The sequence below is a fragment of the Campylobacter sp. P0103 genome (assembly GCF_002139545.1).
Taxonomy (GTDB): Bacteria; Campylobacterota; Campylobacteria; order Campylobacterales; family Campylobacteraceae; genus Campylobacter; species Campylobacter devanensis.
Genome location: NZ_MJKG01000005.1, coordinates 22987 through 49266 on the forward strand (window position 1 = coordinate 22987; position 26280 = coordinate 49266).

A 26280-nucleotide genomic window follows, 5' to 3' on the forward strand; every position below is an offset into this window, starting at 1 on the left:
GACAATGCAAGAACTACAAATAATAAACGAAATTTTATCAGCCAAGCCAAACAATCAAACTCTAAGCAATTTCAACAAATATCTAAATAACTTTTATGATATTACCAAAAAAATAGCCGTAGAAAACGAAAGAGATTTGGTATTAAATTTAAAAGCTATTGAGAGTGAAATGGCTATTATCGCAGCTTATGCTGAGCTTTTCTCAAAGCATGTTATAGCAGTTGGCGGTGGATTTAGCGCAGGTAAATCAGCCTTTGTAAATAGCTTTTTAAAATCAAAAGATATCCAACTACCTATCTCTATAGACCCTACAACAGCAATTCCAAGTTATGTAATGTCAAGCGATAAAGACCAGATTATCGGAATTTCTAAAAACAATGGAGTGGCAAATCTAGGCAAAATTGCCCCTGATATTCTCTCTCGTCTTACACACAATGCAGATAATAGACTAAATTTTGATTTTAATCTAAAAGATATTTTACCTTTTTTGGTAGTTAGCAGTGAGTTTAATGACCCTAAATACCAAAATATCTGCTTTATAGATACCCCAGGATACAATCCAAATAGCGATGGCAACAGAGCCCAAGATTTCAATACAGCCAAAGAATTTCTAGCTAACTCTTCAAGCTTACTTTGGCTCATATCTTGTGATGCAAGTGGGGGCAATATCACTGAAAGCGATATAAAGTTTTTAAATTCAATAGGATTAGAGAACAAAAAGCTATATTTCATAATAACAAAAGCTGATAAAAGACCTAAAAGCGATTTAGATGAAGTGCTAGAAAATCTAAAAGATACCCTAGATATGGAGGGTATAGAGTATGAGGGAATTAGCCTATATAGTTCAACGGATATAGAAGAGTATGGATATCATAAGCTTTCTTTATTTGACTTTATCCTCTCTCAAATAAACAATAAGCACTCAAAAAGCCAAGAAAATGTAATGACAAATCTAATAAGAGTATATCAAAGCTACGAAAAAGCTTTGGTAAAAAAGCAAGACGATAATGACAAGATTTTCTCGGTTTTACACTCTATCACCATAGAGATGGCATATATCGATGATGAAGAAAACGAAGAACATACTTTTAAAGTAGATCAATACGCTAAAAATCTAAAAAGCATATTTAGTAGCACTTATAGCGATGAGTGTAAAAAACTTCTCAAAGAGCTAACAAAGGCTTTTAAAGAGCTTAAAAGTTCTATTGATGCTATTTTTGGTGCTGTGTATGATTGGGATGCTGATGCTAACAAAATCACCACAAAAGATATAGAGCAATTAAGTGACCTTAGAAAAACCATTGATTTAGATGGTGATGATGACTTACCCAAAAAACCAAAAGGCAGTACAAAGGCCATCCAAGAGGCAAACTCTGCTGTCCAAAAAACTGGTTTTTTCAACTTTGAAGTAAAATAGCTTATGAAAGCAAAAGCTCAAGAGATAAAAGGATAAATTATGCATAACCTCCTAATCCTATACAACCCAAGATATAATAGCGATTTGATAAAGGCGCATTTAGATATTCTAAAAGAGTGTGGCAAGGTGGCATTTGGCAAGGTGCGAGTCAAAAACAACAATATGCCACACCCCTTTAAGGGCGAATTAGAAAAGATATATAATGATACAAATCCTGATAGCTTCACTCAGCTTTTTATCACGGATTATTCAAATTTATATGTCGCTAAGGTGGTAAAGATCAGTAGCGATGACCACACCGCCATAGCGCCTAAGTATTATCAAGAGCAAAATTTGCTAGTAGAGAGCTGGTTTGTCATCACGGATATGCGTGAAATTTATAGAAATGAATTTGAGAGTGTGAGGGATTATTTTTTGTCCCGTATCACCTTGCCTTTGCGTGATAATCACACCTACGCCCTATATGGCAATAACTATGTATATCCGCTCATCATCGACCAAGACCAAAACTATTTCGAAGATGAAATCCTACACCACACAGATATCTATAAAACCAAAAAATATCTAAAAACCAAAAAAACCCTATCTAGATACTGCTTTGGCGCAAATATCGATAAACTAATGAGCGATACCATAGATGCGGTAGTTTTGGCCGAGATCGAATACATACAAAACCAAAAAAATATGTCAAATGATTTTAGCTCTATTTTGGTGAAGTATTCTAAGAGCGTTGAGAGAGAATTTTACTCTCTTTTTAAAGCTCTTTTTGCCTATCTGTGTTATCATAATCCTGAACTTTTAACCATCAGATATGATGTCCAAGGGATAAAATATCAGCTAAAAGATATTTTCACACATAAACCAAATTTAGGCTCATATGGCTATTTGATGAAGCAAAGCGAGATATCTAGCACCTTTGAAAACCTAGTCCCAAATGATATAAAAAATGGCTTTTATTATAAAATACTTAATTTTATGTATATTTTAAAAGATATTAGAAACGAAAATATCCACGGCAAAAACGCCACCATAAAAGAGACCCAAAAGATCAGAAATGCGATCCTAGGCATAGGTCAAGAGAGTATTTTGATAACTTGTTTGGAGCTAAAATCCAAGCTAAACGCCCTATACAAAGAGTCCAAAATAGATCGCTCAAAACAAATTTAAAAAAGGAGAGAAAATGAACGGCTTTGTCCCACATATCCAAACCCTAAAATGCCCAAAATGTGGCAAGAAAAAAGTAATCACCGCTGGCTGTGTGATAAATTTTTATTCCTGCCCAAAATGCAATACAATAATGATCCCTTCTAGCGGAAATTTCATAGATAAACTCATAGGCAAACTCAAAGGCGGCCGATGAATTCCAATGGCTCAAATGGCGAAAATATGATCCGCAGACTCATGATAATGCTCAAAATGCTATATCTGGGTCAAGGGCTAAATCCTAGCGAGCTTTGTAGTGAGTTTAATCTTAGTTTGCGAACCTTACAAAGAGACATCGCACGCTTAAAAGAGTATTGCGCCGTAGATATACAAAAAGGCAAAGATGGAAAATACTATATCTCACGCACAGAATACGAAGATGGATTGCTAAGCTTTGGGGATATCAAAACCTTCGCCAAAAGAAGCGGTGTAGCCGATCTATACCCCAAGCTAGACACCCCAATGATAGCTGATATACTAAGCACCACAATCTCTAAAAGCCTTATCGTATCAAGCGAACCAAAGCAGGACTCCAAAGAGTTAAAAGATCTATTTGAGCTACTAAGCGATGCTATTTTAGAGCACTGCGTGATCAGCTTTTACTACAATGACTCACAGCGCACAATCAAACCCTATAAGCTCATAAATACAGCTGGCGTCTGGTATCTCCTAGGTGATGAAAAGGCCAAATTAAAGCACTTCACCCTATCTAAAATCAAAAGCTACAAACCACTAGAGCAACACTTCACCCCATCAAATACATTTTTAAAGCGGATAGAATCAAATAATCTCAAATGGTTTAGCACTAGCCTAAAAAACGCTAAAATCCTAGTTTTGCCCAAGGCTAGGGAGTATTTTGAGCGTAAGCAAGTATTTAAAAGCTATAAGTTAATCAAAGATGATGAAAACGGAATTTTGCTAGATGTAGAGTTTGCTTTTGATGATGAGCTATTAAACATTATAAAAGCTTGGATCCCATATATCAAAATCATAGAACCCCAAGAACTAGATACAAAGCTAAAAGATATCTTAAAATCCTATATAAATGATGAACCAATAAGCAATCTAACTTAATCCGCCGCCATTTTTTGCAGCGAATTTTTAGCCATTACAATTGCGGCGAATTTTAATCAACCTCGCCGCAAGAAAGCCAAATTTAACCAAATATTGTATTTAAAATTGTAAAATAATACCCAAAATTCACTTCTTAAGGATAAATATGTTAAATCTTCTTTTTAAGTCGCTTTTTACTTTGGCTGTGCTTAACTCCACCAATTAAGCTTTTTTTAAGTTTCAATCAATCTTTTATAATTCGTTTCAATTCCCTTTTTTATCATACTTTATTAGTTTTTTGATTATTTTTGATTTCAATTGCGGTATAATGATTTCCAATGAATTAGGTTAATTTTAGCGTAGTAAAGGTTTAAACTCAAAATATTGCTAAATATTTAGCAAAAGCTCTATATCGATAAAAGCGGGGAAAGTCCCCGCAATGTTACCTAGCCTACTGTTTGATTTGTAATAAGCTAGTAAGCATCTGGTCGCTTGTGGTTATTGTTTTAGAGTTGGCTTGGTAGCCTCTTTGGACTACGATTAGCTGAGTTAGCGCCCTACTTAAATCCACATTACTCATCTCTAAAGCACTTGCTGTAATAGTCCCACGCCTGCTAGTTCCAGCTGCGCCAAAGATAGGATCGCCACTATTGGCAGTCTGGCTAAATATATTTCCAGATCTACTCTCTAAGCCTTCGTTATTACTAAAGACTGCTAGGCTTACTTGTGCTAGTCCAAAGCTTCTACCATTGCTAAAGCTACCTATGATAGTACCAGCCTCATCGATTCTAGTACCTACTAGGTTACCAGCAGTATAGCCATCTTGGATTATATTATCAGTAGCGCTTGGGTTGTCGTTACTTCTTAGGCCATTAGAGTCACCGATTTTACCAAAGTTTAGCTCTATACCTTGTCCTGGTGCTGAGCCGTTATTTGCCGTAAATGATAAAGTAGTAGGTGTAAATCCTAGCAAGGTTCCATCATTATTAAATCTAGCTGAACCAGATACTACATTAGAAAATCCGCTACCATCAGCATTTAGTACACCTGGTTCTGGGACTTGGATTAGGACTGACCACTCGGTTCCATTTTCTGGACTGTAGCTTACCTTTCTCCACTCAAATTTAATCTCATGCTTAGACCCTAGGCTATCATATATCTCAGTAGTAGCTGCGTGGCTAGACATTGTTAGGTTGCTTGATACCTTTTCACTTGTACCTGTGGCTAGACTCCCACCAAGAGCCTTAAATACATCAGCTAGAGCTGAGTTTTCATTTACATTTTGAGCTGCATTACTATAGCCGCTTACTGCTATTTGCATAGCGTAGTCGTTGGTGTATGTGTCTGCATTTGCTGGTGTTTTCTTTTGACCATTGGTATCAGTGTAGGCATCTGCGCTATCTTTTACATCTGTGCCACCTTGTTGAGCTTGATTAACCGTAGTGTGTCCATCATTTTGGCCGTAGCTTGCATCACCAGCTGGATTTCTAAAGACAAATTGTCCTTTTTCATTTACAGTTACTTGCACACCATCATTTAAATTTATATCTCTATATGTGCCATTAGCATGAGAGCCATCTGCTTCTGGGGCAGGCAAATTATTTGCAGTATTGTTATTAAAGTTACCAATACCATCAGCATCTAGCGGAGAGTCCCACTCATCTTGAGCCATTTGCGCTAGCTTATCATCTGTTATTAGAGCTTTTAGGGCTTCTATTATATCATTTGCACTATTGTATTGATTACCAGCGTCAAGACCGATAGCGTCTATATCAGATATAATCTTACTTATAGATGCAACAGCTGATTCTGAAATTGGCTCAGATATTACGCCTTTACCTTTAAGGTTATTAAATATTGCTTGACCATCTGTTATACCGTCATTAAGTGCTGCTATAGCTGCTTCTAATTGTTGTTGATTATTTACAGGACCACCATTCCATCTATTTTCATTAATCCTAGCTATAACAGCATTTACAAAGTATGTAGCACCATTTACTGCATTTGAGACATTCTTACCAGCGTAGTTGACATACTCTCTAGCATCTGTTTGCATAGCACGCCTTAGATCCTCTGTAGTCTTTACCACTCTAGCAGCTCCGTCATTGTAGCTATGATCAGCAGTCTTTCCAGCGCCTGAAGAGTAGGTATACTTATAGGCTGTGATTACGCTAGTTGTCTGGATAGATGTGGTATCGCCTTCTAGTTTTTTAATCTTGATATTTTTAGTAGCATCGGTAGTGCCTTGGTTATTTGTATTTGTTAGCTGAATTCCTTTATCACCATTTAGCGTAGCTATAACTCCAGTTTGAGGCGTATAGTCATTTATCTTTTTGACTACTTCATCCATCTTAGTTAACTCAGTAGCTGGTATCTCTATACCGTTGATTGAGATATGTAGCTTATATTTGTTAGTGCCTTGCCCAGCATTATTTGGAAGTTCGCCAAATGTAGCCTTTGCATCAGCGTAGCTAACCCATATACCTTGGCCTTCTCTTAGGTTTAGCCCTTCACCTGAGCCGTTAAATACTACGCCTAGGTCTACGCCGGCTTCTTTTACTGCTACTTCTTTATTTGAGTTTATGTAGTAGGTGTTGTTGCTTAGGTCATTTGGATTCTTAGTTTCGCCATCTTCCCATAGGCCATTACCATTAGCATCTAAAAAATCATTATAATGGTCTAGAGTATAGATAGGTGAGTTTTTAGCTCCGATGTTTGAGCCTGAGTTTAGATTGGCTATTATAGCTAGCTCACTAGTAGGATTAGCCTCCATAGCCATACCAGGTTCTATTATGATATTGCTTAATGGGCTAGTAGGATCGATGGTGCCGGTATCTTCGTTTCTCATCCAGCCTTGGACTACATAGCCGTTACGATCTACGAAATTACCTTGAGAGTCTAGGCTGAAGTCGCCATTTCTAGTATACATATAGGTCTTGCCACCATCAGCTGATACGACAAAAAACCCATCGCCTTGGATAGCCATATCGCTTTGTTTATCAGTAGTTTGGATTGTACCTTGTTTAAAGATTTTAGTAACTGTATTAACCGTGGAGCCTAGGCCAATTTGCATAGAGTTTTTACCACCTAGGTCGCCTTGTGGGGCGGTGGCTACCTTTTGAGTTTGGCTAAATAGATCAGCAAAACTCGCACGAGAGTATTTAAAGCCTACGGTATTTACATTGGCGATGTTGTTACCTTCGACATCCATCGCTACTTGGTGTGCCTGAAGACCAGTAACTCCAGACCATAATGCTCCCATCATAATTTATCCTTTGTGTTAGAATTTATTTTAATTTTGGCTTATTAAGCAAATAGCATTCCAAATTTTAATTTTTGAGGCATTTTATGTAATGGCGTAAGATTGTTACGCCTATTTAATGATATGCCAAATTTAAATCATAAAAAGATCTTAAAAAATAGGATATAATGGGTTTGCCTTGTGGCATTACTAAATATAATAAAAAAGCAAATTTAAAACAAATTCCACAAAGCAAGGCTTTAGCCGTGGCTAGTTGCACCATAAAAATATAAAATCACCACAGCTTACTAGTATAATGCTTTTAATGGTACTAGATTACTTCCAACCTAGTTCTTTATAGATTTTTTGTGCGTTTTCTAGCTCATTAGCAACTTTATTAAGCGATATGCTATCTTCTTTAAATTTGCCTAATGCTGCAATCTCTTTACTTGGTTTGGCATCTTTATTTACTGGGTATTCGTGGCTTGTGGATACTAAAATTTCTTGAGCCTCTTTGCTTAGCATAAATTCGATAAATTTAATTGCTGCATCTTTGTTTTGGCTAGATTTTAAAAGGGCGATTCCAGTGATATTAATATGCGTTCCACGGCCATCTTGATTAGGGAATATTACGCCTAGACTTTTGGCCGTTTCTTGATCGCTTTGCTTTTTAGAATTTAGTAGCGTGATAATATAGTAGCTATTCATCACGCCTACTGCTCCAATTCCTTCATATACGCCACGAGCCTGTTCTCTATCGCCGCCTTTTGGATCTCTAGCTAGGTTATTTAGAGTGCCTTTGGCCCACTCTTTGGCTTTATCTTCGCCATCATTTGCAATGATAGAAGCTAGTAAGGATCTATTAAATGAGACATTTGATGTTCGCATTAATAGCTTGCCTTTTAGCTCTGGTTTTGCTAAATCTTCGTAATTTTGGATTAGTTTTGGATCAATTGCCTTTTTGTCATAGACGATTACTCTAGCTCTTTTAGATAGCCCTATCCATTCATTATTTTCATCTTTTAAATTTGCTGGGACGATACTATCTATAATTTTAGATTTAGCTGGAGCAAGCTTGCCATCATTTTGTAATTTGGCAAATGTACTTACATCCATACCCATAAATAGATCAGCCTTAGAGTCTGGTGCGTTCATTTTAGCCATTTGCTCTTTATCTTTTATGATATTTATTTGAATTCCCGTTTGGGATTCAAACATATTAGCAAGTTTTGGATCTAGCCCTTTGCCACTATATAAATTTATCTCATTAGCTAAAGCCATACAAGCAAAAGCCGCAGTTAAAAGTAATTTTTTCATCTATTTTTCCTTTTGTTGATTTAGTTGTAAAATAGTAGCTAAGGAAGACTTATGATAATATTAATTATCAAAATTATGAACAAAATTATAAATTCTTTTTTATTGATATAAAAAGTGATAATAGTTGTATTATGATTATTAGATTTAATAGAATGAAATTTGATTTATAAATATAAGAGGCGGAGCCTAAGCCCCGCCCTATCTAGCTTATAGATTAGTCAAGTACCTTATGATTATAAGGTTTGTTGTTTTTGTCTAGCTCTAAAAGCTTCGCATTTGGGCCATCATTGATATTATCATGTTCATAATATCTATCACCAGCTTTATGACCTTTAGCTGTGCTTTGGCGAGCGTCGTTTAGATCTACTTTGTAGCGAATTTCACCTGGATTTAACTTTTGGATATCTTCAAAACCTAAATTGCTAGTTTTAAAATCGCTAAATCCATATTGTAGCGCTATTTCAGCTAGTTTAGTTTGACCCATTCTAGCCATTTCTAGCGCTTGAAGTAGCATTCTACTAGCTTCTCTTGGACTGTGGAAACCAGTTGAGTTTTCAGCACCTACGAAGTCGCCTCTCATTTGGCCTTTTCTGTGTAGTTCTAAAACCTCTTTTAATACTGCAGAGATTTTTTTGTCATCTGCTTTTCCATCTGTTTGGAACTCAGGAAGCGCAGCTAGTCTATCACGCATATTTTTGATATCGTTGATTAGACTTACTGTAGCGTATTCTACTGATCTTAGGTCAAATGCGATTGATCTTTGGATATCTTTAATTTGTGCTTTTAAATACTCTTCGCTTTGAGTGTGGCAGCTTTTACAAGCAGCGTTAATATCTTTAAGCGGAGAAGTAACATTGTGATTTGTCACTTTGCTTGAGCCTTTTCTTACATAAGGCATGTGACAATCAGCACAACTCACACCATTTGCTGCGTGAACTGAACTTGAGTATAGCTCTGTTTCTGGGTGTTGGATTTTTAGCATTGGTGCTTTTGTAATTTTGTGAGCCCAATCTTGTGGGAATATAGAGCGAGTTACATTCTCATCATAATACTCATCAAACATCTCAATTCTAAATGGTTTATCTTTACCCCATTGTTTCCATGGGAATACTAGCTCGATACCAGCAACTTCAATTTCAGTAGCTTTGTTGCCATCTCTCCAGCTATCAAATTCATCATAAGTTTTTTGAGTGCCGTTCCACCATTTTTTATCTGTATCACTAGCGATTGATTCACCGATAGTTTTGACTTTTTCACCTGTTGGGCGGAAATAGTACTCAACATGGCATTGCGCACAAACTAAGCTTCTCATCTCACTTCTAGTAGCTTTCACACCTGTTACAGGATCTGGCTCATAGCCTCTCCATTTTGTTAAAGCGTTAATTAGAGCTGTACGAGTTACACGAAGTTCCATTGTATTTGGTACATGGCAATCAGCACAGGCAACACCCATTCTTTTACCGCCATGAGGGCCGCTGTGTTCTGGGCTATTTTCTGTGATGCCTTCTAGAGCTGGTATATTTTTGACCATTGTCCAGTATTTAGCACTATTAAATGAAACCCATTTTTCACGAGGAGTATCACCTAAAGCAGCGTTATTTTCTAGCCATTTTGTCCAACCACTATGGCAATTCATACAAGCAGCTGGCTGACCATTAAAAGCAGCAAAACCATGTGAATTTAAGAAATCTTTATTGTTTCTTGCTGTATCCATTTGATCTACTTGAATCCAGAAGTGGCCACGCTCTTCATTTGCATCTATTGAAAATGGATATCCCGCCCATAAAATTGTAAGTTGCGGATATCTAATCAATTTAGAATAAGAGTGATTACCGCCAAATTCAGTCTCAAACGGTGCTTCGGTTTCGACTGTTTGATACATATCCATATGTTCAGGGAAATTTTTACCCCAGACATTAAAGCGTGGATCATCATCACTCATAGTCACCACATCTTTAGAGATTGCACCAGCCATATCAGGCTGAGCTTTTTTGCTTGAGATGTCTTTGTTAAATAAAACAAAGCCGATCAAAACAATAATGGCTAATATCGCCAAAAGAGCCTTTTTCATACTCTATATCCTTTCTGTGAAATTAAATTTACTTTGTTGCCAAAGTTCATAAATCAGCCTAAAATCCACGAGTGTGGCCTACACTAGCGTGACATTTAACACAGCTTAGCTGCTCATTAGCATGATTTATCTTTGTTGTTGGATTTACCACTACTGATACCATTTGAGAGTGGCAGCGAACGCAGTTTGCTTGAACCATATTTTTACTCATTTTAGTTGCAGTGAAATTTTGCGGTAAATCATCTAGCTTAAAGGTAAATGCATAAGCGTGAGATACGCCACTTTGGGCTTTGGCTATCCATTTATCTACAAATTCATTAGGCAAATGGCAGTCATTACAGCTTGCTATTGGCTTGCCGTTTATCTCTCTTGAGTGGGCGCTTTTACGCCAACTAGCATATACATCATTCATTACATGGCAGTTATTACAAGCGGCACTATCATCGCTAAAATACGACATACCTTTAGCATTGTAAAAAGTATATCCAGCAGCTATGATAATGATAGCTACAACAACTAAAAACCACATAAATGTAGAGTTTTTACTACTACTTTGCACTTTATCCTCCTTCCCCAAAAAGATAAAAATGTAAATGAAATTGTAATGAAATTTAATTTGTTTGTCAATAAAAATAAACTTAAAGTCGATTTTACGATGGTTTAAAGGCTCAATATTCACATTTTTTTCGCCTAAATTTAGTTTAATTTTAATTAATATATTTTTTATCTTATTTTATACAACGGCTTTGGTTTGCCACTTTTTGCTCTTCCAACGCCAAGAATTTACAAATCCACGAAGCGCCTCATCAGCACAAAATCCAATCCAAACTCCCAAAATGCCAAGCCCAAAATTAAAACATAAAATATATCCCACAGGCAACGAAACCCCAAACATAAACACCACTCCACTAAAAAAGCAAAATCTCGCATCGCCACTAGCACGAAGTGAATTTACCATTATAATATTAAATGTTCTTACTACTTCAAGGAAGATTGATAGCGTAAATAGCGGTATCATCAGCTCTTTTAAGCTTGGATTTAAATTTAGTGCGTTCATTGTCTCATCTTGGGCTACAAAGCTAGCAAATGCTACCAAAAATGATGCCAAAACGCTAACATACAAGGCTCGCCAAGTGTGTTTATATGCTATTTGTAGCTTTTTAGCGCCGACTAATTTGCCAATTATAATCTCATTGGCCACGCTGATTGCTTGGCCTATCAACATTATAAATAGCGAAATTTGAAAATAGATAGTTTGAACGCTTAAATTCTCTTTGCCCAAACTAGCGACAAAACCAAATGCGATTGTGTATTGGACTATCCAAAGTAGATTCTCCCCAGCCGCCCAGCCGCCGATTTTGATAATTTTGTTTATAACAGCTCTTTCAAGCTTGATAAATTCACTAAATTTAGGTATAAATTTCAGTATATAAATGAGTATAAATATCAAAATAATTATAGCCACCACACGGCCGATTATAGTAGATAACCCCACACCAAAAAGCTCACTTTGGGTGAAATTCAATACATAATAATTGCCAATAAGTGTAACTCCATCCATCAAAATAGTAACAAACATAACGCTATAAGCTCTATTATAAACCCTAATTATCGACGCTAAAACTATCCCAACCGCATCAAAAAATAGGCAAATTCCAAGCATATATAGATAGATTGAGCTTTGAGCCATTAGCTCTTTTGGGACATTCATTAGCTCCAAAATCAACTCACCATGCCAAACTATCCCAACAGAACAAAATAGCCCTAAAATAGAGTTTAAAAATAGACTTTGATGGATGGCTTTGCGGGCTAAAATTTTATCCCTAGCGCCGATAGCTTGAGTTATAACTACTGAACAACCAATACTTAAAAAGGTAAAAATCGTGATAAAAATATCTAAAATTTGATTACCCACACCCATAGCACCAACTAAGAAATTTGAGTGCGCTGCGACCATTAAGGTGTTGATAATAAGCGATAAATACCGCAAAAATAATTCAAAAAATATAGGCACGCTAAGGGCTTTTAAAGATAGTTGCTTAGAGGACATTTGACCGCCTAATTATATGATTTTGAACCCATTATTTTATCAAATTTAATATAAAATATATTTTATTTATAACTTAAATTTATGATTATTTGATTGTAATATTAAATTTATTTTAGATATAATTCTGGCTCAAAATTATGACAAATCTCTATAAAACATAATTTTTAGCTATTGGGATATAACATGCAATTTATATTTAGGAAAAGCAGTGCAAGATTATACAGTTGTCTCTTTATTTAGCGGATGCGGTGGTTTGGATTTGGGAATTAGTGGAGGATTTTGCTATCTTGGTAAAGATTATAATAAAAATCCATTTAAAATTATCTGGGCTAATGATATCAATGAAAAAGCCACCAAAACACTAAAATTAAATTTTCCAAACACACATGTGATATGTGGTGATATTGTAAATATTTTAGATAACAATCATCAAAATAACTCTTTGTTTGATAATGATTTTAAACTACCAAAATACGCTGATATAGTAATAGGCGGGTTTCCTTGTCAAGATTTTAGCCTAGCTGGTAAAAGGCAAGGCTTACATGTTCAAAGAGGAAAACTATACCAAAGTATGGCCAAAACTATCAAACGACTAAAACCAAAGCTATTTTTAGCTGAGAATGTCAAAGGATTAATATCATGGGAAAATGGCTTAGCTATTAAAACCATTACCGACGATTTTACAAAACTTGGATACGAAGTAAAATATAAACTATTTAATGCTGCAGATTATGGCGTACCACAAACTAGAGAGCGTGTTATAATCATTGGAATAAGAAATGATATAAAGGCTAAATTAAACTGGCCTATGCCTACACATTCAGCAGATTTGAATGCAAATTTAAGGCCTTGGGTTACAATCAAAGAAGCGATTGGCGATTTAGAAGATGATCGCATACATAACTCATTGCCAAATAGCGGTTACTCGAAGGCTAAATTATGTCAAGGCAAACAAGGCAACACCATCACAAAAGCCAATAAACCAGCTCCAACAATGAGAGCCGAACATCACGGTAATATCGAATTTCACTATAGTTTGCCAAGGCGATTATCGGCAAGAGAAGCTGCACGAATCCAAACATTTCCAGATGATTTTGAGTTTATCAAATCCACTACAGACGCATATAGACAAGTTGGTAACGCCGTTGCTCCAGTATTTGCATGGCACTTAGCACAAATGTTAAAAGATATTTTAAATCAACAAGGCGCTTAAATGAGTATTTATGATAAACTATTTGATGATAAGCTAATTATAAAAAGGGTTAAAAATAAATTACCTCATCTATTTCAATTAGCAGAATTAGAAAGCTCAAGAAATGGCAAACTTGGCATGGAAATAGGCTCTGTTAGAGAGAGAATTCTCATAGCACTTTTAATGTATAAATTTGGCATAGATATCGTAGATCCAAATATTCCAATAACTGCACCTGAAATTGATGTAATAGTAAATAATGAACCACTATCTATAAAAACAATGACAACACAAAATAAATCTTGGATGCCAATTAAACTAATCTGGACTGTAGATCATCAAAAAGCAACTGAATTTAAGGAACGATATCAACCATCTTGCGCTATGATGATAGCTAAGATTTGCTGGAATTCTCAAGGCAAATTATTATTATTTTCTAAAAAATCTCAACTAGAAATATTAAATTTAATTGGTAAAGATAGATATATAAAATTGCCAAAACCCAATACAAACTCAAGAGGCGTAGAGATTACAACTGAAGCCCTTGCTATGCTAGAACAATCAAGTCACACAAAATGTATTGATATAAATTTTGTTAGGAAAAATATTGATTATAGAGAGATCTATACAAAATGGCTAGATGCTTGGATAGAAGATTACTAAATTAAAGGAGTTAAATGAAGCCAAAATACCATTTTTATAGCAACACACTATACGCATTAAGTGGCATAAAGGCAATGTGGCGTGGTGAGAAGTCATTTCGCATTGAGTTATTTATAATTACTCCTTTATTTATAGCTATTTGGTTTTTGCCACTTAGTAGCATAGAGCAAATTATACTTGGAATGAGCTTGCTTTTTATCCTTGCGATGGAGTGCTTAAATAGCGCTATTGAGGCTTGTATAGATCTTGTTAGTCCTGATTTTCATCCACTAGCTAAGGTAGCTAAGGATTGTGGGAGTGCGGCTGTATTTATATCTATTTGCACGGCGGTGCTAGCTTGGGGTGTGATACTTTTTGGGGCGGTGAGTAATGCTTAGAGATAGTGCCTATTGGGATGAGTTTTATAGCTTAGAACACGATGAAATTAAAGAGCCTAGCAAATTTGCTAAATTTATATTTAATAATTTTTTGCGCAATAAAAACAAAGCAAGCTTGATCGAATTTGGCTTTTGTTGTAGAGGCTAGAAGTATAAATGATAGTAAATTTGGTATTGGCAAAGCCATTAGCAAGCGTGAGTTCATCAGCGATGGTCACTACCGACGATTTATAGACCAAGATATATTTAAAGCAAATTTAATCCAAAATGGCTTTAAAATTGTTGATATTGATGAAAGTAGCGAGTTTGCTCCGACACCAGGGCAACACTGTGTTTGTATTAGAGTCATTGCCTCGCTATAAGTGCTTCTAATTCGTCCTTGGTTTTTAAATTTAAATAGTCATTTGAGCTAAATCTTTTTGGCTCAAATGAAGCACTTTTTGATAGTATTGGTTTGATTGAGTTTTTAGTAGAATTTGAGTATGCGCTTTATGATGAGTTAAGTCAAAATGAGTTGGCAAATACAAATTCTGGTTTTACTTCGCACGGAATTTTCTATCTTTATCCTATGATTGATATTTCTACTAGCACAGAGAGCTATCTAGCTAAGGCTCTACAAAAAACTAGATAAAGTCTCTATAGTTAAATTTAGTTTTGACTAAATTTAACTAAAATTATATAAATAGTAAATTTTAAAGTTAAAATTATTTTATTATATAGATGAAAATCAGCAAAAAATAGATTGTAGCTTAATATAGCACTCTTTAAGCGTGTTTAGAGATGAGTTATAAAACTAATGTTTAATATAAAATATATTAATTCATTTTTTTACAACATTTTTATAAATTCTCTTGACTTACACTTAGTGTAATGTTTTATAATTTTAGATAAATTTTAAAGGAAGCAAAATGAAAAAAACTATTTTAACTCTTAGCACAGCAGCTGCGGCTTTTTCGCAAGATTTGCCATTTGAGCGTGGTGAGATAAATCCGTATAGCAAATACTTCACCGGCACTACCTATCTAAATACCTTTGATGATGCACAGGGTGGCAGAAGTGCTAATGCTAGCTTAGTAACCTTTGAGCCTTGTTCTCGCACGCATTGGCACACACACGAAAAGGGTCAGCTGCTAATCATCCTAAGTGGCGAGGGCGTAGTAAAAATAGAGGGGCAAAAAGCCATAAAAGCTACGCCTGGCTCAATTATCAAAATAGATAGCGACGCTAAGCATTTTCACGCAGGTGGTAAAGCCACGCAAATGGCACACATTTCAGTAATGGGTATGCCAAATAAAACCACTTGGCTAGAAAAAGTAAGCGACGAAGAGTTTGAAAGTGCTTTAAGAGAACTTCAATGAAAAAGATTTTAGCTGTTTTTGCGGTGTTTGGGGGTGTTTTGATGAGCGCAGATATAGAAGATACAACGCTTAAAGCGATATTTGAAAACTTTGAGAAAAGTAGTAAAAATGATACCATAAAAGCTGGCCTAAGTCCTAGGCAGATTGAGCTTAGTAATCTAGCTGCGATAATAGCATCTGGTTCAGTTAGGCTATGGCAAGAAAGAGTAGAAAAAAGCGAGTTAAAAGCTGATGAGATAATGGAGCTTTTACGCCAAAGCACGGCGTATCTTGGTATGGCTAGGATTAGGGAATTTATCTTTGTTACAAGTGAAATTTATAAGCGTAAAGGGGTTAAAATCACAGATTTTGCCCTAGAAAGTGATGAAAATAGACTTAAAAATGGGCAAAATTTACAAATAGAGCTTTTTGGCAGTGCTACTACGCAGAGTATGAGTGGCGACTACGCACAAATCGGCAGGTATTTAAGCCAAAATTGCTTTGGGGATTACTATGCTAGGGTTGAAATTTTAAGCCTTATCGAGCGTGAGATTATCACATTTTTTCTTTTAGCGGCTCAAGGAGATACACCAGCACAGATGAAGGCTCACGCAAAAGCTATTTTTCTTCAAGGCTTAAATAAAGAAAAATTAATCGCCCTAATCAACGCAAATATCGCTCTTATAGGCTATCCACGCTCACTAAATGCCACCACCGCTGTAATAGAGGCTAGCAAATAATGGCATACACAATCATAGAAGTCTCACAAAAAACAGGCGTAAGCCCACGCACTTTGCGTTATTGGTGTGATAATGGGCTTTTTCCTTTGGTTGAGCATAGCCCTAGCGGTATTAGGTATTTTAGCAAGAATGATATAGAGTGGGTAGAATGGGTTGTGCGTTTTCGTAAAATGGGTATGAGCGTTAAACGGCTTAGAGAGTATATAAATTTAGCTATCAAAGGCGATAGCACGCTAGAAATTCGCCTAGCGATGATAAAAGAAGAAAAAAGTAGAATTTTAAATGAGCTTGATGAGATAAAAGGTGCGCTTGATTGCGTGGATAAAAAAATTGAATTCTACGAAACTGCCATAAAAGCCAAAAGCGACCCACACGCCAAAGGTGGCAAAAAATGCGAGTGATTTTATCGCTTTTTTGTCTTTTTAGCTTGGTTTTAGGAGAGAAAATGGAGATTTTTGTTATCATAAATGAGCAAAAGTTAAAGGCTGTTTTGACTGAAAATAGCCGGGCTTTGGCTCTATATAAAGAGCTAGAAAAAGGCGATATCATCATAAATGCTAGTGATTATGGTGGCTTTGAAAAAAGCGGCAAACTACCATCGCCGTTGCCACGAAATGATGAGCAAATCACAATGCAGCCTTGCGATATAATTCTTTATAGCGGTCAAACTTTCGTATTAGCCTACGATACAAACTCATGGTCACTAACTCGCCTTGGCAAATTAGATGGCATAAGCAAAGATGAACTAAAAAAGCTGCTAGGCACAAGCAGCGTGGAGATAAGGCTATCTTTAAAATGATATGAATTTTTTGGAATTCCAAAACTTCAAGGAATTCCACAAATTTATCAAAAACTTATTTAATTCAACAAAATTTTTCTAAATTTCTCAAAACCTCTTGACTTACACTTGGTGTAATGTTTTATAATTTTTCATATCTTTTTAAAGGGGTAAAAATGAATGAAATCAAAAACAAAGAGCGTAGAGAATTCCTAGCAAAAGCAGCCGTTGCTGGCGTGGCAATCGGCGCTGGTACAAATCTTTTTGGCGCAGCATCTAAGCCAAATATCGCTTGTAAAGGTTGGGCGGCTTTTGATGAGAGTGGCGAGTTGAGGCCGTGGAGATTTGAGCGTAGAGCTGTGGGCGATGATGATATCTTAATAGAAGTGATGGCTGCTAGTATCTGCCATAGCGATATACACACAGAGCTAGGGCATTGGGGTAAGCAAATTTATCCGCAAGTACCCGGTCATGAGATAGTGGGCCTAGTGCGTGAAGTGGGTAAAAATGTCAAAAACTTCAAAATCGGTGACCGAGCTGGTGTAGGCTGCATGGTGGATAACACTGATATCGCTACGGCTGGGAGCGAGGAGCAATACAGCCCAAATACGATTTTTACCTACGGGTATCCATATCCTAAAGAGCCTACTGGCATAAGCCAGGGCGGATATAGTGATTATTTTGTTGTAAATTCGCATTTTACTATCCATATTCCAAATGAGCTTAGCTGGGATGAGGCAGCCCCGCTAATGTGCGCTGGGATCACCACCTACTCGCCTATAATGAAATATATGAAAGAAGGTGATAATGTAGCGATCATCGGTATTGGTGGCCTAGGGCATCTTGGGATTAAAATCGCTATTGCTAAAGGTGCGAAGGTAACAGCATTTACAACTACTAAGAGTAAAATCAAAGATATAGAGAGCTGGGGCGCAAAAGCCGTGCTAGTGCGTAGCAGCGATGATTTAGCACCGTTTAGGGCTAAATTTGATTTTGCGCTTAGCACTATTCCTTATGAATTTGAGATGGAGCCATATATTGCGATGGTTAAGCCTTTTGGTAGTTTCACTTTAGTTGGTATGCCTATAAATTTCAGCCAAAAAACCCAAACCTTAAATCTAGCTAGCACAAAAGTAAATTTAAATGCTAGTTTAATTGGCGGTATGAAAGAGACTGCGGAAATGGCTGAGTTTTGCGCTAAAGCTGGAGTTCGCCCAAATATAGTAAAAATCACTGGCGAGCAGATAAATCAGGCTTGGCGTGATGTAGTAGCAAAAAGAGCTAGATATCGCTTCGTGATTGACCCAAAAAGCTTTTAGGCTTTTTTAAATTAGCGAAATTTTTGCTAAAAGACGCAAAAAAGGAGCAAAAATGAAAGTATTAATGTTAGATGGTGGCAAAAATTTTGGTAGTAGCGGTGGCAGGCTAAGCACCCTGCTTTGTAATATAGCAGATGAGGAGCTAAAAGCCAAAGGATGCGAAGTTCTACGCACAAGAATAGATGATGGCTATGATATAGAAACTGAGACAAAAAAGGTGCTGGGCGCGGATGCTATAATCTGGCAATATCCTAGCTGGTGGATGAGTGAGCCTTGGATAGTAAAAAAATACCTTGATGAAGTTTTCATGGCTGCAGCAGCAAGCCTGCTAAAAAGCGATGGCAGGCACGCAAGCGACCCTGAGCACGGATATGGCACAGGCGGGATAGCGGTGAATAAAAAATATATGATAAGCACCACTTGGAATGCGCCAATTACGGCCTTTAATGATAAAAATGAGTTTTTTGAAGGGCGTGGGTGCGATGGCGTAACCTTTGCTATGCATAAGGCAATGGAGTTTTGCGGCATGAAAGCGCTACCTAGTTTCATCTGTAATGATGTGGTAAAAAATCCAAAAGTGGATGAGTATGTAAATGCGTATAGAGCGCATATAAGAGCGAATTTTTAGTGAATTGATAGAGATTTTATAGATTAAATTTGCTAGGTTTAAAAAGGTTATAGGGCTGAAATTTAAGGCTCTCTGGCTTAAAATTTTGTAATTTAAATTTTGCTTAAATAATTTGAATTTTATCTTGGATAAGGATGAGTTTATTAGGATTTAAAAACTACAAAACAATAAGCGATATTTAGTCCAAAGTCGCCTTATATTCGCATTTTTGGCATAGATTTTCTATCGCTTTTCCCTGTTTAAATCCATCTATTATAGCCTTAGCTTTGGGGGAATTTACTATCTCATTTAGGCTATTTTGGCCGATATTGCCTAAGTTTATCCTAGCGTTAGCATCTACGCAACAAGGCACCACGATTCCGCTACTTTTAATGCCGATTTGCGAGATTAGGCCGTGGCAATATTTACTTGGATTTTGCGAGTTTGGCTCTCTCCACTCAAAATACTCTTTAAAAACCAAAAATATCTTATAAGCTAGGCGAACTCTACTCTCATTACAACCGATTTTCACCCCAAAAAACTGCTCAAATTTAGCCTTAATCATCTCAAATTTAGGCTCATTTATCATATGTTTTTGGATTCTAAAATTGATAAAAATTTCACTTTTTATCTCTTGAGTAAATTGACAAAAAGCTAGTAAATCATCTATATAATTTTCGCTAAATTTGGCATTTTTATCCACAAAGGCACTTAGAGAAAATGAAATTTGATGAGCCTTACTAAGTGCGCTAAAATCATGCTTTTTAAGGTATTTGCCCGTTGTGACTAGATCTATTTTAAAGCCATTATCATAAGCTAAGCTTAGATATTTATTTAGATTTAAATTTGCTAGCGGATCGCCTAAAAGATGAAGGCAAATCGCCCTTGTCTTGCCCCTTATTTGTGACAAAATCCGCTCATAAAGCCCCAAATCCATAGAGCCAAATTTAGCTAAATTTACAGATGGGCAAAAGCTACACTCGCACCCACAAACATCGCCAATTTCTATATAAACTTTTTGAAATTTACCCACGCCAATCCTAGATAAAATATTTTGCAGCTTCACTCTTGTCGCATTTTGTGGCTTCTATAATCTTATCACCTATTTTGGCTTTATACACTACATTTGGTTCGCTTTTGCAATAACTAATTGCTAATTTTGCAGCCAAAGCTCTATCTAAATCACTTGCATTTTTATCTATAAAACTATGCGCTCCTATAATTCCATCATAATTTATACTATCCATCTTTTGAAGTTTTAAAGCCTCAAGCTTTTCATTATCATTTTGATCCCTGCCAATTATCATTTTAGCGCCATCTGGTAGCCTTAAGTGCCTGCCATATCTTAGGCTTTGAAGGTCGTCTTCGCTCATATTTTTATCATATTTGATAAAATCCCTAATTCTATTACTAAAGCCCTCCATCGTATATGGACAGCCTCCACCAGGGCTTTCAAACTCATCAAATCCAAACTCTTTAGCCAAATTTAGCTGAGCGTTTCTACCACGACCATTTAATCCTAGCAATTTTTCTCTATCTACCCAGCCTTCACGCTCTGGCATTGTCGGCTTTAAAAGCTTAGCGCATAATGGTCTAAGCACTATATCATCTTTATCATCGGCTAGATTTTTGACATGTACCATCGCATCATTTCGCTGACTCATCGGCCTTTGGCCTACGACCTCTCCACTAATTACAAAACTAGCATTATAATCATCAAGCATAGAAATAGCCGTTCTAAACATAAATCCATGACAATCAATACATGGATTAAACTGCTTCCCATATCCAAATTTAGGATTAAATAGCACATCTTGGAGATATTTGCTACGCACATTTACACTCTCAAATGTAGCCCCTGCCATCGCTGCTCTTTTGGCTAGAGTTTCATTTTTAGCTGGGTCTGAGCCAAATCCTATATCTATATTTAGAGCATGAACCTCAATACCTTGCATTGTAATTAATTTTATAGCTAGCATACTATCAAGCCCGCCGCTAAATAGTGCTAAACACTTTCTTTTCATCTTTTTCCTTTTAAAATTGATATTCTTTTTTTACACTCGATAATCTCTTCGATACTAAGCCCGCCACCCTTTAAAAGCCCTTCATAATACCTAATAGCAAGTGGCCTAATAGCATTATGAAGCTCATTTACACTCTTATACTCTTCTAAATTTTGGCTTAACTCTAGCTCTCTTATATGCTCATTATTTTGGCTTTGCGAACCTGTAACTGCTCTATATGTAGCCTTATCTTTAAAAATTTCAACCCCATAATACTGCTCTACAATCTGACAATACTCAGGATTTTTAAGCATATTTTTTAAAATTGATAGCTCTGCGATATCCTTTTTTTCTATAACTGGAAGATTTTGAATTTGAGTATTTGTTTGAGTTTTTGCTAAATTTGAATTATCTCTTCTTTTTTCAATCTTACTTAGTCTAAATGAGCCCGGATCGATCCTTAAAAGTGTAGATACTAAAGGCACATACGCATCAGCTACAATTGGATTTAAACCAAAGCTAAACTCTTGAATAGCTTTTAGTGATTTTGCTATCTCTATTGGGGTTTTGGGATTTAAATTTTTTACAAGTTGAGTTATATAAAACTCCCCAAGCTCCATTCCACCTTTTAATATCTCTTTTAGCTCCATCTCCCTGCCACTTGCTACTAGTTCGGCTGGATCCTTGCCACCACTAATTAATACTACCTTACCATCTATTTGATGCTCCATAAGTAGCCTTGCACTCTTAAAGGCTGCATTAATTCCAGCACTATCACTATCAAAACTTAGAGTTACTTTGATATCTCCACGCTGTATTAAAGGTATATGCTTTTGAGTTAGAGCCGTGCCAAGGACTGCTACAGCGTTATTTACCCCAGCAGCATGTAGCATAATGCAATCCATATAACCCTCACAAATTACAATAGAATGTGATCTATATATTTCATTCTTAGCTTTATCATAGCCATAAAATATCTTAGATTTATCAAAAATTTGGCTTTGTGGGCTATTGATATATTTGGCCGGATTATCGCTAATGGTGCGACCGCCAAAGCCTACTAAACTCCCAAGATGATTATATATAGGAAATGTTATGCGATTGATAAAACTAGCGTAATATCCACTCTCATTTTGTTTTATAGCGCCTACTTCTAAGGCCTCTTTTGGCTCGATATTTTCATTTTGAAGTAAATTTAGTGTATTTTGCGAAGATGCCGCCCAGCCAAGCTCCCATTTTTCTATGATAGAATCAGTGATGGAGCGACTTTTTAGATAGTTTAGAGCTTCAGGATTTTTATACAAAAGCGTCTTATAATGCAAATTTAAATTCTCTAAAATTTTCTTATCTATCTTTGATTCATTTTTGCTGCTTGTATATTCTAATGCGACATTATATATGCTTGCTAATTTTTCAATAGCTTCAACATATCCTAATTTTTCATACTCCATTACAAACTTAATCGCATCTCCACCGGCCTTACATGAAAAGCAATGATATATCCCTTTGCTAGGACTTATAGACATTGATGGATGCTTGTCATTATGAAATGGACAGACACATACAAAATTTGCACCAGATTTTTTAAGCGGTATATAACTGCCTACAACATCAGCAATATCAACTATATTTTTTAAATTTTCTATACTATTTTTAGATATCATAAGCGAGATTATACATTGATTTAGCTATAATCGCCATTAAATTTAGCAAGGTAGTTTGGTTTGGACTTTTTTTTCATTGAGTATAGAGATCCTATTTTTGGACTTATTGTGCTTTTTAGCGTGCTTCTTTTGGTAGCTATTTTTAGCTATTTTTGGGGAGTTTTTTCGCTTAAAGATCAAAAAAATAGCATAGATAAATTTGTCAATAAATTTCAATCTCAAAGCAATCTAGACCAAAAATATCAAGATATGCTAATTCGCCTTGATATTGATTCAGGCTCACTTAATGCACTTGCTGGAATTTTTGCTAGAAGCGGAGAGTTTAATAAAGCTATAGCCATTTATCTAATCGCCCTTCAAAAAGCAATCACAAAATCTCAAAAAGAGTTAATATTTTTAAATTTAGGCAAGGCCTATTTAAAAGCTGGATTTATGCAGCGCTCTATAGAAGTATTTTTAGAAGCTATTAAGATTAGTCCTAAAAATATTGATGCGCTTAGCCACCTTGGGCTTGGATTTGAAAAGCTTAGATTGCACGATAAGAGCCTAGAAGTGCTTGATGTATTACAAGAACAAGGCGTAGATGTCGCCCAGGAGATTGCCTATACAAAGGCGCTAAAGCTTAAAAATAGCCAAATGGAATTTGAAGAAAAAGTTGCTAAAATGGCTAAATTTGCTAATGATTTTAAGCTAGTTAGTCGTATGATTTTAGAGCTTTTTATCATAAATGGCAAGGATGTAAATTTAATAAATATAAAGCCAGATTTAGCTCACTGCCTAGATATTTTGTATCTAAATGATGGGGTTTTAGATGATGATGAGTATAAAGAACTTTATGGCGCTAAGGGACTAAATAACGCTCAAATCACTGATTTTAATCTAAATCTTTTAAAGGTCGCTAGGGATAATAACCTTAATGCTACTTTAAGTTTTAGCTATATCTGTAAGGAGTGTAAAGGTTCATATCCTCTATTTTTTTATCGGTGTAATCACTGCGCTAGGCTAGGAAGTTGTGCTATTATCCCAAATGTTATAAAGGAGAGCGATGAAAATAGTATCTCTTTTTAGCGATGGTAGTTGCCTAAATAACCCTGGAAATGGCGGCTGGGCCTATATCTTAGAGTATGAAAAATATACCAAAAATGATAGCGGAGCAGTGCTAGATACCACAAATAACCAAATGGAGCTTTTAGCCATCATCAATGGCTTAAAAGCCCTAAAAGAGCCTTGTATTGTCAATCTCTACACAGATAGTAGCTACGCTGCAAATGGGATTAACTCTTGGCTAGATGGATGGAAAAAGAAGAGCTTTAAAAATGTTAAAAATATAGAGCTTTGGCAAGAGATAGATAGATTAACTCAAATTCACAAAGTCAAAGCCCACTGGATCAAAGCCCACGCCGGCCATCCACAAAATGAGTTATGTGACAAACTAGCCAAAGATGCAGCGATGAAGCTTACAAAGGATTAAAAAGGATTATTATGGATAAATTAACAGAGATTCAAAAGCTTTTAAAATATAAATTTAAAAATATAAATTTGCTCAAAGAGGCCATAACTCACAAAAGTATCAAAAGCTCTATCAATAACGAACGGCTTGAGTTTTTAGGTGATGCGGTGCTAGACTTGATAGTAGGTGAGTATCTATATCACAAATTTAAAGGTAAAAAAGAGGGCGACCTAAGCAAATTAAGAGCCTCACTAGTCAATGAAGATAGCCTTGCTAAGATAGCCAAAGAGCTTAGGCTTGGCGAGTTTTTGTATCTTTCAACCGCTGAAGAAAATAACGGCGGCAGAGAGAAACAAAGCCTAATAAGCGATGCTTTAGAAGCTTTGATGGGGGCTATATATTTAGAGAGTGGATTAGAAAAAGTGAAGAGCATATTTATAGCTTTATTAGAAGCAAATTTCCCCGATATCAGCTTAAATCTAACTAAAGATTACAAAACAACTCTTCAAGAGCTCACTCAAGCCAAGATAGGCTTAGCACCAAAATATGAGCTAATAAGCTCAAGTGGGCCAGATCATAAAAAGAGCTTTGAAATGGCGGTGATATTAGAGGGCAAAGAGATCGCAAGAGCCATAGGAAATAGCAAAAAATCAGCCGAGCAGGCTTGCGCTTTAAAGGCTTTAGAGATATTAAATTCAATGAAAGGATAGTTATTGAATACATTTGGGACTAAATTTAGATTAAGCACATTTGGCGAAAGTCACGGCGTAGCTATAGGTGGGGTTATAGATGGAATTCCAGCCGGTATTAAAGTTGATATGAGCTTTATCCAAAGTGAGCTTGATAGGCGTCGCCCCGGTGGCAAATATGCCACTTCAAGAAAAGAGAGTGATAAGATAGAGATTTTAAGCGGAATTTATGATGGTTTTACCACCGGTTGCCCTATTGGCTTTATAGTGGCTAATACCTCTCAACACTCCAAAGATTATGATAATATCAAAGATCTATTTCGCCCAGGGCATGCTGATTATACATATTTTGCTAAATTTGGGATTAGAGATCATAGGGGTGGTGGTAGAAGTAGCGCTAGAGAGAGTGTAGCAAGGGTTGCTGGTGGGGCATTTGCGGGGTTGCTTTTAAGAGAATTTGATATAGATATCCAAAGTTGCGTAAGGCAAATTGGCGATATAAAAGCTGATAAAATCGACTTTGAATTTGCGAATTCTAGTGAGATTTTTTGGGCTGATGAATCCACAGAAGAGAGCGCTAAAGAGCTAATACTAAATACCAAAAACTCAAATGATAGCCTTGGGGCTAGTGTTTTAACTATCATCAAAAACGCCCCTGCTGGACTAGGCGAAGTGCTATATAATAAGCTTGATGCTGCTTTAGCTAGTGCTATGATGGGGATAAATGGAGTAAAGGGTGTAGAGATAGGAGATGGGATAAGCGTGGCTAATATGCTTGGAAGTCAAAATAATGATTACATGGATAAAAGCGGCTTTATAACCAATCATTGTGGCGGGATTTTAGGCGGTATTAGCAATGGAAGTGATATTGTGATTAAGAGCTATTTTAAGCCAACGCCAAGCATTTTTAAGGCTCAACCAACTCTAAATTTAAATGGCGATGAGACGATATGCCAGCTGCGTGGCAGACATGATCCATGTATTGGAGTGCGTGGGAGCGTGGTAGCTACGGCAATGGCAAGGCTAGTTATAGCTGATATGTTGCTTTTAAACGCAACTTCAAATTTAAATAATTTAAAAAGGATATATAGATGAATGGAGATTTTAGG

The 26280-nt window shown here is 36.2% G+C and carries 28 protein-coding genes; 20 read left to right on the plus strand and 8 right to left on the minus strand.

Annotated features, from left to right (window positions below; all coding sequences use genetic code 11):
* Positions 1 to 4 precede the first annotated feature (4 nt).
* From CIGNP103_RS06150 to CIGNP103_RS06165, 4 genes are read left to right on the plus strand one after another with little or no spacing between them, the layout of a single operon-like run.
* On the plus strand, positions 5 to 1417 hold the full coding sequence (locus CIGNP103_RS06150; protein WP_086241421.1) for a dynamin family protein: 1413 nt from the start codon (positions 5 to 7) through the stop codon (positions 1415 to 1417).
* A 39-nt stretch (positions 1418 to 1456) separates the two neighbouring features.
* On the plus strand, positions 1457 to 2584 hold the full coding sequence (locus CIGNP103_RS06155) for an HP0729 family protein (protein ID WP_086268774.1): 1128 nt from the start codon (positions 1457 to 1459) through the stop codon (positions 2582 to 2584).
* A gap of 13 nt (positions 2585 to 2597) precedes the next feature.
* The gene (locus CIGNP103_RS06160) at positions 2598 to 2777 is read left to right on the plus strand and encodes a hypothetical protein (RefSeq protein WP_086224945.1); all 180 of its coding nucleotides are present in this window, start codon (positions 2598 to 2600) and stop codon (positions 2775 to 2777) included.
* Complete coding sequence (locus CIGNP103_RS06165) at positions 2774 to 3694, plus strand: helix-turn-helix transcriptional regulator (RefSeq protein WP_086268775.1); 921 nt, start codon at positions 2774 to 2776, stop codon at positions 3692 to 3694. Before CIGNP103_RS06160 ends, CIGNP103_RS06165 begins: the two co-directional genes overlap by 4 nt.
* Positions 3695 to 4124: 430 nt before the next feature.
* On the opposite strand, the gene CIGNP103_RS06170 is transcribed toward CIGNP103_RS06165, so the two are convergent.
* From CIGNP103_RS06170 to CIGNP103_RS06190, 5 genes are all read right to left on the minus strand, one after another.
* On the minus strand, positions 4125 to 6938 hold the full coding sequence (locus CIGNP103_RS06170; RefSeq protein WP_180381802.1) for a flagellar hook-basal body complex protein: 2814 nt from the start codon (positions 6936 to 6938) through the stop codon (positions 4125 to 4127).
* A gap of 312 nt (positions 6939 to 7250) precedes the next feature.
* Entirely contained in the window at positions 7251 to 8231 is a 981-nt protein-coding gene (locus tag CIGNP103_RS06175) for an extracellular solute-binding protein (protein WP_086268776.1), read from the minus strand.
* Positions 8232 to 8445: 214 nt separating this feature from the next.
* Positions 8446 to 10302, minus strand: a complete 1857-nt coding sequence (locus CIGNP103_RS06180) for an ammonia-forming cytochrome c nitrite reductase subunit c552 (RefSeq protein ID WP_086268777.1) — start codon at positions 10300 to 10302, stop codon at positions 8446 to 8448.
* Between the two features lie 58 nt (positions 10303 to 10360).
* Entirely contained in the window at positions 10361 to 10831 is a 471-nt protein-coding gene (gene nrfH, locus CIGNP103_RS06185; RefSeq protein WP_086225007.1) for a cytochrome c nitrite reductase small subunit, read from the minus strand.
* Between the two features lie 204 nt (positions 10832 to 11035).
* A complete protein-coding gene (locus CIGNP103_RS06190) occupies positions 11036 to 12352 on the minus strand; it encodes an MATE family efflux transporter (protein ID WP_086268778.1) in 1317 nt (438 codons plus the stop codon).
* Between the two features lie 208 nt (positions 12353 to 12560).
* On the opposite strand from CIGNP103_RS06190, the gene CIGNP103_RS06195 reads away from it, so the two are divergent.
* The 12 genes from CIGNP103_RS06195 (at position 12561) to CIGNP103_RS06240 (ending at position 19386) form a co-directional block, all read left to right on the plus strand.
* Positions 12561 to 13565, plus strand: a complete 1005-nt coding sequence (locus CIGNP103_RS06195; protein ID WP_086241416.1) for a DNA cytosine methyltransferase — start codon at positions 12561 to 12563, stop codon at positions 13563 to 13565.
* Complete coding sequence (locus tag CIGNP103_RS06200; RefSeq protein ID WP_086241415.1) at positions 13566 to 14207, plus strand: ThaI family type II restriction endonuclease; 642 nt, start codon at positions 13566 to 13568, stop codon at positions 14205 to 14207.
* A 14-nt stretch (positions 14208 to 14221) separates the two neighbouring features.
* The gene (locus CIGNP103_RS06205; RefSeq protein WP_086241414.1) at positions 14222 to 14584 is read left to right on the plus strand and encodes a diacylglycerol kinase; all 363 of its coding nucleotides are present in this window, start codon (positions 14222 to 14224) and stop codon (positions 14582 to 14584) included.
* On the plus strand, positions 14577 to 14732 hold the full coding sequence (locus CIGNP103_RS08160; protein WP_180381803.1) for a hypothetical protein: 156 nt from the start codon (positions 14577 to 14579) through the stop codon (positions 14730 to 14732). The genes CIGNP103_RS06205 and CIGNP103_RS08160 overlap by 8 nt, the downstream gene beginning before the upstream one ends.
* Entirely contained in the window at positions 14710 to 14946 is a 237-nt protein-coding gene (locus CIGNP103_RS06210) for a hypothetical protein (RefSeq protein ID WP_086268779.1), read from the plus strand. Before CIGNP103_RS08160 ends, CIGNP103_RS06210 begins: the two co-directional genes overlap by 23 nt.
* Before the next feature lie 92 nt (positions 14947 to 15038).
* Complete coding sequence (locus tag CIGNP103_RS08165; RefSeq protein WP_180381669.1) at positions 15039 to 15215, plus strand: hypothetical protein; 177 nt, start codon at positions 15039 to 15041, stop codon at positions 15213 to 15215.
* A gap of 277 nt (positions 15216 to 15492) precedes the next feature.
* Positions 15493 to 15942, plus strand: a complete 450-nt coding sequence (locus tag CIGNP103_RS06215; RefSeq protein WP_086241412.1) for a cupin domain-containing protein — start codon at positions 15493 to 15495, stop codon at positions 15940 to 15942.
* Positions 15939 to 16661, plus strand: a complete 723-nt coding sequence (locus tag CIGNP103_RS06220) for a carboxymuconolactone decarboxylase family protein (protein WP_086268780.1) — start codon at positions 15939 to 15941, stop codon at positions 16659 to 16661. Before CIGNP103_RS06215 ends, CIGNP103_RS06220 begins: the two co-directional genes overlap by 4 nt.
* Positions 16661 to 17062: a MerR family transcriptional regulator gene (locus CIGNP103_RS06225; RefSeq protein WP_086252759.1), complete on the plus strand. Its 402-nt coding sequence runs from the start codon at positions 16661 to 16663 to the stop codon at positions 17060 to 17062. Before CIGNP103_RS06220 ends, CIGNP103_RS06225 begins: the two co-directional genes overlap by 1 nt.
* 44 nt (positions 17063 to 17106) lie before the next feature.
* Positions 17107 to 17460 (plus strand): cyclophilin-like fold protein, encoded by a 354-nt coding sequence (locus CIGNP103_RS06230; protein WP_086268809.1) that lies wholly within the window; start codon positions 17107 to 17109, stop codon positions 17458 to 17460.
* Between the two features lie 155 nt (positions 17461 to 17615).
* Positions 17616 to 18758, plus strand: coding sequence for an NAD(P)-dependent alcohol dehydrogenase (locus CIGNP103_RS06235; protein WP_086268781.1), 1143 nt, complete (start codon positions 17616 to 17618; stop codon positions 18756 to 18758).
* 52 nt (positions 18759 to 18810) lie between these two features.
* Complete coding sequence (locus tag CIGNP103_RS06240; RefSeq protein ID WP_086241408.1) at positions 18811 to 19386, plus strand: NAD(P)H-dependent oxidoreductase; 576 nt, start codon at positions 18811 to 18813, stop codon at positions 19384 to 19386.
* A gap of 178 nt (positions 19387 to 19564) precedes the next feature.
* On the opposite strand, the gene CIGNP103_RS06245 is transcribed toward CIGNP103_RS06240, so the two are convergent.
* The 3 genes from CIGNP103_RS06245 to dnaG are packed head-to-tail and all read right to left on the minus strand — an operon-like array spanning position 19565 to position 23032.
* On the minus strand, positions 19565 to 20398 hold the full coding sequence (locus CIGNP103_RS06245; protein WP_179187335.1) for a radical SAM/SPASM domain-containing protein: 834 nt from the start codon (positions 20396 to 20398) through the stop codon (positions 19565 to 19567).
* Between the two features lie 7 nt (positions 20399 to 20405).
* The gene (locus CIGNP103_RS06250; protein WP_086235633.1) at positions 20406 to 21389 is read right to left on the minus strand and encodes an ATP-binding protein; all 984 of its coding nucleotides are present in this window, start codon (positions 21387 to 21389) and stop codon (positions 20406 to 20408) included.
* Positions 21386 to 23032 (minus strand): DNA primase, encoded by a 1647-nt coding sequence (gene dnaG / locus CIGNP103_RS06255; protein ID WP_086268782.1) that lies wholly within the window; start codon positions 23030 to 23032, stop codon positions 21386 to 21388. Before dnaG ends, CIGNP103_RS06250 begins: the two co-directional genes overlap by 4 nt.
* A gap of 60 nt (positions 23033 to 23092) precedes the next feature.
* On the opposite strand from dnaG, the gene CIGNP103_RS06260 reads away from it, so the two are divergent.
* From CIGNP103_RS06260 to aroC, 4 genes are read left to right on the plus strand one after another with little or no spacing between them, the layout of a single operon-like run.
* The gene (locus CIGNP103_RS06260) at positions 23093 to 24100 is read left to right on the plus strand and encodes a tetratricopeptide repeat protein (RefSeq protein ID WP_086268783.1); all 1008 of its coding nucleotides are present in this window, start codon (positions 23093 to 23095) and stop codon (positions 24098 to 24100) included.
* The gene (rnhA, locus tag CIGNP103_RS06265; RefSeq protein ID WP_086232231.1) at positions 24078 to 24503 is read left to right on the plus strand and encodes a ribonuclease HI; all 426 of its coding nucleotides are present in this window, start codon (positions 24078 to 24080) and stop codon (positions 24501 to 24503) included. Before CIGNP103_RS06260 ends, rnhA begins: the two co-directional genes overlap by 23 nt.
* 11 nt (positions 24504 to 24514) lie before the next feature.
* Entirely contained in the window at positions 24515 to 25192 is a 678-nt protein-coding gene (gene rnc / locus CIGNP103_RS06270) for a ribonuclease III (RefSeq protein ID WP_086226076.1), read from the plus strand.
* A 3-nt stretch (positions 25193 to 25195) separates the two neighbouring features.
* On the plus strand, positions 25196 to 26266 hold the full coding sequence (aroC, locus tag CIGNP103_RS06275) for a chorismate synthase (protein WP_086241404.1): 1071 nt from the start codon (positions 25196 to 25198) through the stop codon (positions 26264 to 26266).
* Positions 26267 to 26280 lie beyond the last annotated feature (14 nt).